18 protein-coding genes are annotated in these 12,589 nt (G+C 63.1%); 16 read left to right on the top strand and 2 right to left on the bottom strand.

Going from position 1 to position 12,589, the window contains the following annotated elements; genetic code table 11:
• Positions 1-92 precede the first annotated feature (92 nt).
• Positions 93-2,222 (top strand): TonB-dependent receptor, encoded by a 2,130-nt coding sequence (locus tag B9A23_RS20175; RefSeq protein ID WP_084281103.1) that lies wholly within the window; start codon positions 93-95, stop codon positions 2,220-2,222.
• 178 nt (positions 2,223-2,400) lie between these two features.
• A complete protein-coding gene (chrA, locus tag B9A23_RS20170; protein WP_084281102.1) occupies positions 2,401-3,711 on the top strand; it encodes a chromate efflux transporter in 1,311 nt (436 codons plus the stop codon).
• Between the two features lie 3 nt (positions 3,712-3,714).
• Here chrA and ribB read toward each other — a convergent pair whose 3' ends face one another.
• The gene (gene ribB, locus B9A23_RS20165; RefSeq protein WP_084281100.1) at positions 3,715-4,989 is read right to left on the bottom strand and encodes a 3,4-dihydroxy-2-butanone-4-phosphate synthase; all 1,275 of its coding nucleotides are present in this window, start codon (positions 4,987-4,989) and stop codon (positions 3,715-3,717) included.
• A gap of 368 nt (positions 4,990-5,357) precedes the next feature.
• Between ribB and B9A23_RS20160 the strand changes: the two genes are divergently transcribed.
• The 14 genes from B9A23_RS20160 (at position 5,358) to B9A23_RS22475 (ending at position 12,148) form a co-directional block, all read left to right on the top strand.
• Positions 5,358-6,215: an STAS domain-containing protein gene (locus B9A23_RS20160; RefSeq protein WP_217806645.1), complete on the top strand. Its 858-nt coding sequence runs from the start codon at positions 5,358-5,360 to the stop codon at positions 6,213-6,215.
• A 41-nt stretch (positions 6,216-6,256) separates the two neighbouring features.
• Complete coding sequence (locus B9A23_RS20155; RefSeq protein ID WP_254895211.1) at positions 6,257-6,583, top strand: STAS domain-containing protein; 327 nt, start codon at positions 6,257-6,259, stop codon at positions 6,581-6,583.
• Between the two features lie 22 nt (positions 6,584-6,605).
• Positions 6,606-6,995 carry an ATP-binding protein gene (locus B9A23_RS20150; RefSeq protein ID WP_217806644.1) on the top strand — a complete coding sequence of 130 codons (390 nt, stop codon included), beginning with the start codon at positions 6,606-6,608 and terminating at the stop codon, positions 6,993-6,995.
• Positions 6,992-8,005: an ATP-binding SpoIIE family protein phosphatase gene (locus B9A23_RS20145; protein ID WP_084281095.1), complete on the top strand. Its 1,014-nt coding sequence runs from the start codon at positions 6,992-6,994 to the stop codon at positions 8,003-8,005. The genes B9A23_RS20150 and B9A23_RS20145 overlap by 4 nt, the downstream gene beginning before the upstream one ends.
• Entirely contained in the window at positions 7,998-9,131 is a 1,134-nt protein-coding gene (locus B9A23_RS20140) for a sensor histidine kinase (protein ID WP_176218099.1), read from the top strand. Before B9A23_RS20145 ends, B9A23_RS20140 begins: the two co-directional genes overlap by 8 nt.
• 189 nt (positions 9,132-9,320) lie before the next feature.
• Positions 9,321-9,731, top strand: a complete 411-nt coding sequence (locus tag B9A23_RS22480) for a Lar family restriction alleviation protein (protein ID WP_176218098.1) — start codon at positions 9,321-9,323, stop codon at positions 9,729-9,731.
• On the top strand, positions 9,728-10,048 hold the full coding sequence (locus B9A23_RS20130) for a hypothetical protein (RefSeq protein ID WP_139797603.1): 321 nt from the start codon (positions 9,728-9,730) through the stop codon (positions 10,046-10,048). The genes B9A23_RS22480 and B9A23_RS20130 overlap by 4 nt, the downstream gene beginning before the upstream one ends.
• Positions 10,041-10,253 carry a hypothetical protein gene (locus tag B9A23_RS20125; protein ID WP_084281090.1) on the top strand — a complete coding sequence of 71 codons (213 nt, stop codon included), beginning with the start codon at positions 10,041-10,043 and terminating at the stop codon, positions 10,251-10,253. The genes B9A23_RS20130 and B9A23_RS20125 overlap by 8 nt, the downstream gene beginning before the upstream one ends.
• Entirely contained in the window at positions 10,250-10,480 is a 231-nt protein-coding gene (locus B9A23_RS20120; RefSeq protein WP_084281088.1) for a hypothetical protein, read from the top strand. Before B9A23_RS20125 ends, B9A23_RS20120 begins: the two co-directional genes overlap by 4 nt.
• The gene (locus B9A23_RS20115) at positions 10,468-10,806 is read left to right on the top strand and encodes a hypothetical protein (RefSeq protein ID WP_084281087.1); all 339 of its coding nucleotides are present in this window, start codon (positions 10,468-10,470) and stop codon (positions 10,804-10,806) included. The genes B9A23_RS20120 and B9A23_RS20115 overlap by 13 nt, the downstream gene beginning before the upstream one ends.
• Positions 10,806-10,979 (top strand): hypothetical protein, encoded by a 174-nt coding sequence (locus B9A23_RS22965; RefSeq protein WP_176218097.1) that lies wholly within the window; start codon positions 10,806-10,808, stop codon positions 10,977-10,979. The genes B9A23_RS20115 and B9A23_RS22965 overlap by 1 nt, the downstream gene beginning before the upstream one ends.
• Positions 10,976-11,101 (top strand): hypothetical protein, encoded by a 126-nt coding sequence (locus B9A23_RS23400; RefSeq protein WP_254895210.1) that lies wholly within the window; start codon positions 10,976-10,978, stop codon positions 11,099-11,101. The genes B9A23_RS22965 and B9A23_RS23400 overlap by 4 nt, the downstream gene beginning before the upstream one ends.
• Complete coding sequence (locus B9A23_RS20110) at positions 11,098-11,541, top strand: hypothetical protein (RefSeq protein ID WP_084281085.1); 444 nt, start codon at positions 11,098-11,100, stop codon at positions 11,539-11,541. Before B9A23_RS23400 ends, B9A23_RS20110 begins: the two co-directional genes overlap by 4 nt.
• Before the next feature lie 256 nt (positions 11,542-11,797).
• A complete protein-coding gene (locus B9A23_RS22475) occupies positions 11,798-12,148 on the top strand; it encodes a hypothetical protein (protein ID WP_139797602.1) in 351 nt (116 codons plus the stop codon).
• A 14-nt stretch (positions 12,149-12,162) separates the two neighbouring features.
• Here B9A23_RS22475 and B9A23_RS20100 read toward each other — a convergent pair whose 3' ends face one another.
• Positions 12,163-12,444, bottom strand: coding sequence for a hypothetical protein (locus tag B9A23_RS20100; RefSeq protein WP_084281082.1), 282 nt, complete (start codon positions 12,442-12,444; stop codon positions 12,163-12,165).
• Between the last annotated feature and the right edge of the window lie 145 nt (positions 12,445-12,589).

Genomic DNA, 12,589 nt, shown 5'->3' with positions numbered 1-12,589 from the left:
GTTATCTTGTAACATGATCGCGGCAGCGTTATGGGCTGGGGCGCAAAGCCGGCCGGAGTGCCGGCAAGGTCGCTTGTCTCAAGGAAAAACTAATGCGCGTTCAGACCTGCCTCGGAAGTGGTTCGATTCTGGCAGCGGTCGCCCTGGCCGCTCCAGCGCTCGCACAGGATGCGGCGGCCCCCGCGCCCGCGGCGGATGACGACGTTCATGCGCCGGTGTCGGCGCAGATTGTGGTGACAGCGCCATTCCAGCGCGATCGGCTGGACATTCTCTCGGGCGTGTCGGTGCTGCAGGGGCAGGAACTGGCGCAAGTCGTGCGCCCGACCATCGGCGAGACGCTGAGCCGGACCCCGGGTGTTTCGGCCACCTCGTTCGGGCCGAACGCATCCCGCCCGGTGTTGCGCGGCCTGCAGGGTGAGCGTGTCCGCATCCTTACCGACGGGATTGGCGCGTTTGACGTGTCCAACACCAGCGCAGACCACGCCGTAGTGATCGATCCGTTGCTGGCCGAGCGTATCGAGGTGCTGCGCGGACCGGCCACGCTGCTTTACGGCTCGTCGGCGATCGGCGGCGTCGTGAACGTGATCGACCGCCGTATTCCGCGCGCCATTCCGGACGAGCCGGTACACGTCAACGTCAACGCGACCTATGGCTCGGCGGCCGATGAACGCTCGATCGGGGGCACTGTCGACGTGCCGCTTTCCGACAAGTTCGTGGTCCACGCCGATGGCAGTTACCTGAAGACGGGCAACCTGCGGATCGGCGGAAACGTGCTGGCTCCCTCGGCGCGGGCAACTGCGCTTGCCAATGCCGGCAGCGAGACCGAAGAGCAGATCGATGAAGGCATCGACTTTGCGGCAAGCGCCGGCCTGAAGGGCCGCTTGCCCAACTCGGCAGCAGAAACCTGGACTGCGGGCGTCAGTGGCGCGCTGATCACCAGCGGCGGAAGCCTTGGCGTATCCTACAGCCATTACGACAGCCTCTATGGCGTGCCGATCCGTTACGCGCTGCGACCCGGTGACGAGCAGGAAGCGCCGCGGCTCGACGTGGCGCAGGACCGCGTCGATCTGCGCGCCGAGGTCGATGCAGGGGGCGGGCTGCTCAAGTCGATCCGCGCCCGGGCGGGGTTCGCCAGCTACCGCCACTTTGAGCTTGAACCGGATGGGGGCATCGGCACCGCGTTCTACAACAAGGGCCTCGAAGGACGGTTGGAGCTGGTTCAGGCCGACCGTGGTGCGTGGAAGGGCGCAACCGGCATGCAGTTCTTCAGCCGTGACTTCAATGTCATCGGCGATGAGGCCTTCCTGCCCAAGAGCGCCACGACGCAGTTCGGGCTGTTCACGCTGCAGCAGCTCGATCTGGGCAAGGTGAAGCTCGAAGGCGGCGCTCGCTACGAACATACCGTCGCCACTGCCCGCCCCGGTGACGACCAGCCGCAGTTCTTCGTGGGGTCGCGCCGGTTCGATACCTTCTCGGGATCAGCCGGTGCTTCGCTTGCGCTTGCCGATGGCTGGCGCCTTGGCGTGAACCTGGCGCGGACCGTGCGCGCACCATCGGCCGAGGAACTCTTCGCCAATGGTCCGCACGCCGGAACGCAGGCCTTCGAGGTCGGCAACCCCGATTTCAAGCCCGAGCGGGCGTGGGGCGCCGAGGCGGTGCTGCGCGGGTCGGGTCCCGGCTACAGCTTCGAGGCATCGGCCTATCACAACTGGTTCAACAACTTCATCTACGAGACCCAGACCGGCGCTGTCGAGGATGGGCTGCCGGTGTTCCAGTTCAACCAGGCCAAGGCGCGCTACTACGGGTTCGAACTGCAGGGGTCGGCGACGCTTGCGAGTTTCGGCAACATGGATGTCGTGGCCGATGGCGTGGCCGACTATGTTCACGCGCAGATTGTCGGCGATGGTCCCGCGCCGCGCATTCCGCCACTGCGCCTGCTGGGCGGGCTTGGCGTGAAGGGCACCAAGGTCGATGTGCGCGGCGAGGTTGAATGGACGGCGGCGCAAAAGCGGCTGGCCGCATTCGAAACGCCGACAGACGGTTTCACGCTGGTCAACGCCGAGATCAACTTCCGGCCGTGGGGCAATGAGCGACCGCTTTCGTTCGGCCTTTCGGCCAACAACATCTTCGATGTCGACGCGCGGCGTCATGCCTCGGTCCTCAAGGATTTCGCACCCCTCGCCGGGCGCGACATCCGCGTGACCGCGCGGGCCAGCTTCTAAACCGCCAGATGGGCTTTGCGTAACGGTTGCCGGCGCGCTATCGCAGCACCTGCAACCGGGACGACGCAACCTCCCGGTCAGGCGGGCCGGACACTGCCGCTGGCGGCATCCGGTACAGCCCAAGGGTTGCCTGTCCGACCTGTCCCGCTGCGGCAGGTCCCAGGTTGTGGGTTGTTGCATGCCGCGGGATCACAAGACGCCCTCCTTTTCCGAACTGCTCAAGGTGGCCGGGAAAATCGGCTGCCTGAGCTTTGGCGGCCCGGCAGGCCAGATCGCTCTCATGCACCGCGAGTTCGTGGAGGAGCGGGGCTGGATCGGCGAGGAGCAGTTCCTGCACGCCCTGAACTTCTGCCATCTCCTGCCGGGCCCCGAAGCGCAGCAACTGGCAACGTGGATCGGCTGGAAGCTGCACGGCATGCGCGGTGGCCTTGCGATGGGGGTCTTGTTCGTCATCCCCGGCGCGCTGGTCATCCTCGTCCTCTCGATACTCTACGCCGTGGCTGCCGACCTTGGCTGGTTTGCCGCGCTGTTCATGGGCATCAAGGCCGCAGTGCTGGCAATCGTGGTGCAGGCACTTCTTCGCCTGGCAGGCCGCGCGCTCCAGACCCCGCTGAAGCGCGCTCTGGCGCTAGGCGCATTTCTCCTCCTTGCGGTCTTCGGGTTGCCGTTTCCGGTCGTGGTGCTTAGCGCAGGAGCGATCGGCATGGCCGTTGCCGCATGGCGGCCAGACTTGCTGGGGATCAACCCAGCCGCGCTCGTCTCGGCAGAGACCCCGCGGGCTTGGGGACAGAGCCTTCGAGCCGTTGCCGGGGGAGGGCTACTGTGGGGCGCGCCCATGGTTGCGGTTCTGGCACTGTTGGGACCGGACCACGTGCTCTGGCAGATCGGCCTGTTCTTCTCGAAGCTGGCCGTCGTCACGTTCGGCGGCGCCTATGCCGTGCTGTCGTACATGGCGCAGCAGGCAGTGGAGGGATACGGCTGGTTACGGCCGGGCGAAATGGCCGACGGGCTGGGCCTTGCGGAAACCACCCCGGGCCCGCTCATCATGGTGACGCAGTTCGTTGGCTACCTCGCTGCGTACCGGGCGCCGGCACCATTCAGCCCGATGGTCGCCGGCCTGCTCGGCGCAATGCTGACGACCTGGGTGACGTTCGTGCCATGCTTCACATGGATCTTCGCCTTTGCGCCCTGGCTGGAGCGACTTGAGAATGCGCCACGCCTCAAGGGCGGGCTGGCGGCGATCACCGCGTCGGTTGTCGGCATCATCGCCAACCTGACGCTGTGGTTCGCCCTCCACGTCCTGTTCCGGCGGGTCAGCGACGTGGCCTTGGGGCCGCTGACCCTGACGCTACCCGAACCCGCCAGCTTCGACTGGAAAGTGGCCCTCGTCGCCGTGCTGGCGGCCCTGCTGATCTTCCGCCTGCGCTTCGGGATCATTCTGACCCTGGCGATCAGCGCGGCAACCGGGCTGGTGCTTTCCTTCCTTTGAACCTCAGGCGGCGGGAATCGGGCGCTCCCCGACGATGCTGAGGCCGTAGCCTTCGACGGCAACGAGATTGTGGTGGGAATTGGTCAGCAGGATCATGTCGTGCACGCCGAGATCGGCCAGGATCTGGGCGCCGATACCGTAGCTGCGCAATTCCATGTCGTGCCCGGCAGTACCGGCCACTTCGCGCACCAGCTGGTCGGGATCGGTCGGCATCAGCAGCACGATCACGCCGCTGCCCGCTGCGCCGATTTCGGTCATCGCGCGCTGCAGGATGCGCTTGCGCGGCCCCGGCTGGCCGAGCACGTCGGCAAAGACCGAGATGGCATGCATGCGCACCAGCGTAGGCACGTCCTTGGCAATCTGGCCCTTCTGCAAGACGAGATGGACCGAACCGTCGATCTTGTTGCGATAGCTCTTGAGGGTCCACTCGCCGCCGTAGTCGGTGTGGAACGGCGCCTGGTTGACGCATTCGACAAGATGATCGTGCCGGCGACGGTATTCGATCAGGTCGCGGATCGTGCCGATCTTGAGACCATGCTTGCGGGCAAAGGGGATCAGGTCGTTGAGGCGCGCCATCGTGCCATCGTCGTTCATGATCTCGCAGATCACGCCCGAGGGATTGAGACCGGCCAGGCGGGGCAGGTCCACCGCAGCCTCGGTGTGGCCTGCGCGCACGAGGACGCCGCCATCGCGGGCAATAAGCGGGAAGACATGGCCGGGGGTGACGATATCGTCGCGTCCCTTGGTTGCATCCACCGCAACCGCCACCGTGCGTGCGCGATCGGCGGCGGAAATCCCGGTATCGACGCCTTCGCGGGCCTCGATCGAAACGGTGAAGGCCGTGCCGTGGCGCGTGCCGTTGTTGCGGCTCATCAGTTCGAGCCCGAGCACGCCGGCGCGCTCTGCGGTCAGGCACAGGCAGATCAGGCCGCGGCCGTGGGTGGCCATGAAATTGATCGATTCGGGCGTTGCCATCTGGGCCGGGATGACAAGGTCACCCTCGTTCTCGCGATCCTCGTCATCGACGAGGATGACCATGCGGCCATTGCGCACCTCGGCGATGATCTCCTCGACCTTGGCGAGCGCGAAATCGTCGTCGTCGCTGTCATCCATCGCCCGTGCCAGCTTGTTCAGCGTATCCACGGTCGGGTTCCAGTCGGGCAGCAACGCATCGCGAAGCGTATTGGGATGGAGCCCGGCCGCACGTGCCAGGGCAGCCCTGGAAATGATGCGATCCTCAATGAGCTTGCGCGCGCGCGCTACAATGTCCTGTGCCATGCGGCGATTGCTGCCACATCGTGACGTCGTGTGTCAAGGTTTTTCACATTGCGATGTGCGGGGGTTATGATCTTCAGTTCCCGCTCCACAGCATCCATTTCCGTGTCTTCAACCCGTTGTTGCGCATGGATATTCTTGCCCGCAGATTCGCGCTGACACCGGAAAAGTGGCGCATTTCTGCCCTTTCGGGAAACGTTGTCATAATCTAGGTCACTGGTGTAACAGTTGAACGCGGCTGAAGCTGCGGTGGGGAAAGTGCTCTCGAGTCACGCTGCAAGGGTCTGACTGGCCCGGCTGAAGCGAGTCCGTTCCGGACGCTGGCAAAACTTCATCCGGAAGGGACGGGGGGAGACAAGACAACGATGCCGATGAGTTTCATTCAGGCCCTTATCGACAGCAAGGGCGAAGAAATCCTTGAGGACTGGCTGGCAACGCATCACGCCGATGGCCTCACGCGCCGCGATCTCTTCTCCGATGCACAGGGGCGCCAGCACGCCAAGACATTCTTCCTGGCGCTGCAGTCCACGCTTAACCGGGGCGCCGACATCGATGCTTTCAACCTGGCGAGCGATGCCTGGGCCGACGTCCGCGCCGCGCTGGCTGAAGTGACGCGCGAACGCGTGAAGCGGGGCGTCGCACCGGCGGAGATCGCCGGGTTCTTTCTTCTGCTGAAGTATCCGCTTTTTGACCGACTTGGCGCTGGGGCCGGGACCGAGGAATTCTCGGTCGTCGAACAGGTTTCGCGCCTCACGCGCATGATCGATGCCATTGCCGTCCAGGCGATGAGCCTGTGCATCGAGGAGCGTGACAGGATCATCGAGCGCCAGCGGACCGAAATGCTGGAGATTTCCACGCCGGTCGTCGACCTGTGGGAACGGGTCATTGCCGTTCCGCTCGTGGGTACGCTCGATTCCGTGCGCGCGCAGGAAGTGATGGAAAATACCCTTGGTGCGATCGTCGATCGCGAAGCCGACATCGTCATCGTCGATATCACCGGGGTGCCCACCATCGACACGGAGGTCGCGCATCACCTCCTGCGCACGGCTGCAGCGATCCGCCTGATGGGTGCGGAATGCATCATCAGCGGGATCAGCCCGCGCATCGCACAGACCATGGTCCACCTCGGTGTCAGCACGAACGGCGTGACGACGCGCGCATCCCTGAGGGCGGCAGTGCACGACGCCTTCCAGCGCGTCGGCCTGACCGTGGTGAATGCAAAAGCCTGACCATGGCGCATTCAGCCGGCCTCTTCCTGGTAGACCGCATCATGCTGGTCACCATCCACGAAGACATCAACGACAGCGACATCGTAGAGCTTCAGGACCAGCTCGCCGTTAAGGTGCACGCCAAGGGCGCCCGGGGCATCGTGATCGACATCTCGGCGCTCGACATCGTCGACACCTTTGTTGGCCGCATCATTGCCCAACTGGCGGGCATTGGCAGCATACTCGATGCACCGACGTTCGTGGTGGGCATGAGGCCCGCCGTAGCAATGACGCTGGTTGAGCTCGGCATGACCTTGCCTGATGTGCGCACCGCCCGCAGTCTCGGCCATGCCCTGGCACAGTTGCGCGATTCTCCAACCATTGGATGATCCGTGGCCTCCTGCCAGCGCAGTGCTGTTTCACCGCCAGCCTATCCTCACAGAATCGGATGTGGTTCTCGGTCGTCAGGCCGTGGGGCGCGCCATGGCCGAAGTCGGGGCGCGCGAGGTGCGGCGGATCCGGCTGGTTACAGCGGTGAGCGAGATATTCCGCAATGCGCTGCGATACGGTGGCGGCGGCGAGGCGGTGATCTTTCTCGATCGCGTCACGAAGGCGGTTCTCGTGGAGTGCAGGGACAATGGTCCCGGTATCGAGGACACCGCATTGGCGATGAGGGATGGCTACACATCAGGTAAGGGCCTCGGCATGGGTCTTGGTGGCGCGCAGCGCCTTACCGACGCGTTCGAACTGCACTCCAGACCCAATGAAGGGACCCGCGTCAGGATGATGAGCCGCGCATGATCAAGTGGCTAGAGATTGATGGACAGAGCTCGGTGGCTGTCGCCCGACGGTTTGCCCGGACTGTTGCGACTGCCGCCGGCTTCCCCGAAGTCAGGACCGAGGAAGCGGTCATCGTGGTCAGCGAACTTGCTTCCAACATCGTCAAGTACGCAGGTTGCGGGCGCATGCTCGTGCAATGGATGCCGCACGCACGCGGCTATCGCCTTGCGATCGTTGCGTCGGACAAGGGGCCGGGGATCGGCGATCTGGCGCTCATGATGAAGGACCGGCAAAGCAGTGGCGGCTCGGCAGGCATCGGCCTTGGCGCGGTCAAGAGATTGTCCGACCGTTTCGACATCCATTCCACGCCCGATGGCGGGACGATTGTCGCGTGCGAGTTTCTGGCCCCGGGGCTCGGGCTGCATCCCTCGATCGAATTGGCCGGACTGTTTCTTGCGCATCCGGACGAGGACATCTGCGGCGATCGCTGGCAGGCATGGGAAATGCCCCACGGCCTGCGTCTGGCGCTGGTGGACGGTATGGGCCACGGTCCGCAGGCAGCCGAAGCCGCCGGCACGATCATCGACATGCTGGAGAGCCATGCCCGGCTGCCGCCTTCCGAAGCCCTGGGCAATGTGATGCGCGACTATCGCAACATCCGCGGAGGCGTGGCCAGCGTGGCGGACATCGATGCCTCGCGCGGGGAAATCGGCTATGCCAACATCGGCAACATCGCCTCGATGCGCTTACGGCCCGGCGAGATAAAGCGATTCCCGACCAGGAACGGCTTTGTCGGAAATCGCTCTGCGGAGCCACTTGCCGAAGCAGCAGCGGCAGGAAGGGGCGACTATCTGATCTTTCATTCCGACGGCCTGAAGGCGGTCGGCGCCGACATGCTTCTCCCGCTTCATGGCCACAATTGCCTCTTGATGGCGGCTTGGCTGCTCGAGAATGGCGAAGTGCTCAAGGATGACGTGACGATCGTGATCGCTCGCGTTCACGGAAGGAGGACCCATGCCGAGAATGGCTGAACTTGCAGAGGCAGAACTGCGCAGTCAGGCCGACATCTCCGGCCTGCGCAATCTCCTTCGCGCCGTAGCCGAAGCATTGGCGCTGCGCCCCTTCATCGCGACGCGAATCGCCACGGCTGCGCTCGAACTTGCCCGGAATGCCGTAGAGCACGGCGGGGGCGGCCAGGCACGGCTGGCGCTGCAACCGTCCGATCAGGACATCAGCCTGATGATCGAGATAACCGATCAGGGGGCGGGACTGGTCGAGGGGAGCGCTTCCGGCCTTTCGCAGCGGCAGGCGGGCAAGGCCGGCCTTGGCCTTGGCCTCGCTGGCGTCAGGCAGATGGCCGACCGCTTCGAGATGAAGACGGGTGTCGCCGGGACGCAGGCTACCGCCTGGTTCGGGGTCAAGCTGCCAATGGAGCGATGGGACGAGATTGCCTCGCAGGCAACGTCCGCTGTGCAGCACTTTCTGAAGGAGCAGGACCATCCGGCACAGCAACTGCGGCAACTGACGGCCGAACTTGCCGAACGCGAACTGATGGTCGGCGAGGTTCACCACCGCACGGCCAACAACCTTGCGCTCGTCAACGCGCTCATCAGCATGGAACTGCGACGGGCGCAGACCGACGAGGCCAAGGAAATCCTGCGCAATCTCGATCTCAAGATCAGGGCGATTGCCAGGGCCCATGCCCATCTTCAGCATGCCGAAGGCGATGTGATCGAGGCGCATTCTTACTTGCGGCAGGTCGGCAACGAAGCGCTGGCGCTTGCGCGCCACGATCTGAAGCTGAGCCTGCATGTCGACGCGGGCGACATCGTCCTGCCGGGTCAACTTGGCCTTGATATGGGCATGGTGACGGGCGAACTGATGACCAACGCCTTCAAGCACGCCTTCGTCGGTCGCAGCGCAGGCCGGATCGGCATCACCCTGCAGGAGGAGGGCGGCACGCTCGTCTATCGCTTTTCCGACGATGGCGCAGGCTTGCCGCCCGACGTTGCCCCACATCGTTCGGGGTCACTGGGCTGGCGCGTGATCCGCGCCATCGCATCGAAGCACAGCGGCCATCTTGACGTTGATGGCAAAGCCGGACTGGCAGTCGAACTGCGACTTCCGGCAAAAGCCTGGACCACAACCCGCGCATAGTTCGGCGAGCGAATTGGCTAACTGCTGGCTGGGGCGGCAGGATTCGAACCTGCGAATGCCGGTACCAAAAACCGGTGAAAACGGCTCGGTTCTGCGCCACACGCTGCGGAATGCCCGACTTGTCCACAAGCGGAAATCAATTGCTTACAGCAAAACTGCGGAATGCTTTGCCCGCCCAGGCGGTGCCGCATGACCCAACCCTTACAAACCGATAGCCTAGAGGCTTGCCCGTTTTGTTGTAGCGAGGCGAAGATTATTGCGCCTCTTGGCTTTGGGAACGTGCGCGCGGTGGATTGTCGCAACGATCAATGCAGCGCCACCGGGCCGTGGGCGCGCAATGAAGCGGAAGCCATCAAAGCATGGAACACCCGTGCAGCCCCACAATCGCAGGCAGCACTAGTTGATGCGTTGCGGGCAAACATCTCCGTCATGGAAGGCGCGTTGCAGCAAATCGCAGGAAGCCATTGGGAGCGGTTCGGGGTCGATCAAACAGACATCGAGGAACTGCCCGACCTGAGCGCGGACGAAGCCATGAACCTCGCTAGGGCTGTGCTCATGGACACCGCCACCCCACCAGAGCCACGGGAGACTGAGTTGTGAGTACACAGGCAACCTGTCAGACTTGCGGCGAGAAGGTGGACATGACGTTCCACGGTGAATGCCGGTCATGCGCCATCGACAGCAACGATTACGACGATAGCGGAACCGACTGCGCCAACTGTGGCGGCGAAGGCTTCACCTATGGCTGTAGCTGGGACTGGCAGTGCGACACATGGGACGGTGATAGCTGCCTGTGCACACGGCGCTGCGAATGGTGCAATCCGCCGAAGCTGACACCGGCAGAGCAGGAGCAGCGTGACCAGTTGCGCGCGCTGTTGGCCAACGCTCTCGCCCCCGAAGGAGGTCATCATGACTAACCCAGAGCGGCAGAAGGTCGAGCAGATCGTGAAGGGTCTGGGTGCCCTTGAGATTGAACGACTGGTTGGCTGGCAGGGGCCGGCAGGGGCGGCATACAACTGCATCAGCGAGGACCTGTGCGAAATGGGCCTGCTCAACAGCGATTGGTCCATTTCCCCCCTCGGCCTCGCAGTCAGGTCCCTCATTCAGGAGAACGGGAAGTGAGCGACCGAGAACGCGCGCTGGTGGAAGCTGCGACCTTCGTTGAGCAGTGCGAAACCTGCTGCGGCAATGGTGAGATTGTCACTGACTGGGAACGGTATCTGCGCTCCCACCCCGGCGACAAAGGCGACGAGGCCGTTGCCGAATGCCCCGACTGCGATGGCTGCGGCACTATCGAAGTTCCCGCAGCCCTTTCCCAATACGAGGAACCCAAGCAATGGACGAACTGATCGTTGCCCTTGATGAACTGATCAAGTCGCCGCCCCCGCTGGTGACGTTTGAGCAGGTCAGAGAATGGCTTGCCGATGTTGAGGCTGGCCGGTGGTCATGGGTCCGCAACACCCGCTGCAAGTACGTCGATATGAAGTTCGACACCCGGCGCGGGGCCTACGCACTGCGCGACCGTGACGGCCACCCCATCACGCACGAGCAACTGCGCTGGCAGTATGGCCGCGAGCAGGAGCAGTGCCCCGCGCACCCCGGCCACCGCTGCCAAGTCGATACGTCGATGGAGAGCGGGCCGAACAACTGCTTTCATTGCGAAGGGAAGATGTGATGAATGCCGACAGTTTAGACGCGGCACGGTATCGCTGGCTTAGAGATCACAGCGTCCCGCCGCACAACTTCTACATCAGCGTGCCAGACGAGTTCCATGGCGTGAAGTTTAAGCCGTCTGATGTGGACGCCTACATTGATGCGGCGATTGCCAAGCAGGATGTACTGCGATGACCGTTAAAATTGGGCTCACATTGTTGTTCATCATCGCCGGACTTCTGGCGCGTAAGGGTGAGGCATTGAGCATCGCTCTCGCGCTGGTCGGTATCGGCCTAGCCTTTGAGGTGCTGCCATGACCAACCCAGCCATGGATAATGCGCAAGTGACAGGCCTTGGTGAACTCGGCCAGTATATCCAGCACAAGCACAACTGCACGCTAGGCATGCGGATGGGCAAAGAGTGTGAGTGCGGCCTGACCGACACTCTCGCCCGCCACCGCCTTGAGCGCTCTGAGCCTGTGGGGTGCCAATACCCTGTGCATGGAAGCGTGACGCATGTTCGAAACGTGGAGTGCTGCGACTTTTGCGGACACCCTGCGGACACCACCACTCCCGAGCCTGTGGCAGAGATAGAGAGGCTGCGGGAGGCGCTCTCCGAAGCCCACAAAGCGATTGCCGAATACTATCGCTATTGGACGGGTGGCGAGACGCGAGGTTCCTACGACGGCAAGCCAGAGCGTAACGGTCTGTGGAAGGCGATGTATGCCGCCCGCACCACCCTTGGAGAAGCATCATGAGCGCAGAGTGGGAAGATCGCTGCCGTGACTGCGATGACACCGGCATCACAATCCAGACCGAGCGCCTTTGCGCATGTCAGCCCTTATCGAAGGAACCACCCATGACTGAGATGCCGGGGGTTCTCACTATCCGCCTGACAATCACGAAAGCCCAAGCTCGCAAGTTAACCCGTGTGACGCGATGGGAAGATCGATCAGCAAAGGCTCTTGAGGGAGAGCGAGGAACCATAACAGCCCACCAGCCAAGGAACCACCCATGACAGACATCCGACAGGCGCTGGAAGAGGCGTTCAAGGTCATTCATCCGGAACCACCCTACTCTTGGAAGCCGCTGCCGGTAGGGGATGTGATCACTGATCCTGCAGTGAAAGCACACAGATATTGGTTATATAATGTGCAGGGCCGTTTTTACCGCTTCCTCGACGCAGAAGCATGGACAGATGCGGCGATGATGCTGGTGCCGGAGGGGTGGGAATGGGCGTATCTTGATAACGCAGCCATCGTGCGTGAGGCCGGGACGCTGAAACATGCATACGGAAATGCACCCACCCCCGCCCATGCCCTTCTCGCCGCCTGCTTAAAGGCAAAGGAACAAGCCGATGGATAAACAGGAAGCCACCCTCAACCCTCCCACCGCTTCGCCCCCTCATCATCCCACATCGCCCAAGCCATCCCGCTAACGTACCGAAAGCGGTTCCAGCCCTTGCAGCCGAGGGTTAGCCTGCAGCGACAGCGCCGGTTCCACAGCGAATATGAACCGCTCGTCCGCTCCCGCAGCAGGTTCAAATCAACGATGTCATGCTTGTTGCATTGGGTGCAGCTTACCGTGACCCTGACACCTTGCTCGATCAGGCCGTCGAGCGTCTTTGCCCAAAGCGGCGTCTGTGGTGCGTTCTTTCCCATATGAGAACGCAAGCGGAACATTGGCGATTCTGCAAGCCGGGTCGGGCGCGAAGCTGTGCAACAAAGGCGTTGGCGGTGTGGTTGATCGGCGTAATCTGGCGTCGGCGATTCCGAAGATCGCCATGGCGAACCAACACCCGGGCCG

The sequence above is a fragment of the Novosphingobium sp. B1 genome (assembly GCF_900176395.1).
Taxonomy (GTDB): Bacteria; Pseudomonadota; Alphaproteobacteria; order Sphingomonadales; family Sphingomonadaceae; genus Novosphingobium.
This window is presented reverse-complemented; position numbering and strand designations above follow the sequence as displayed.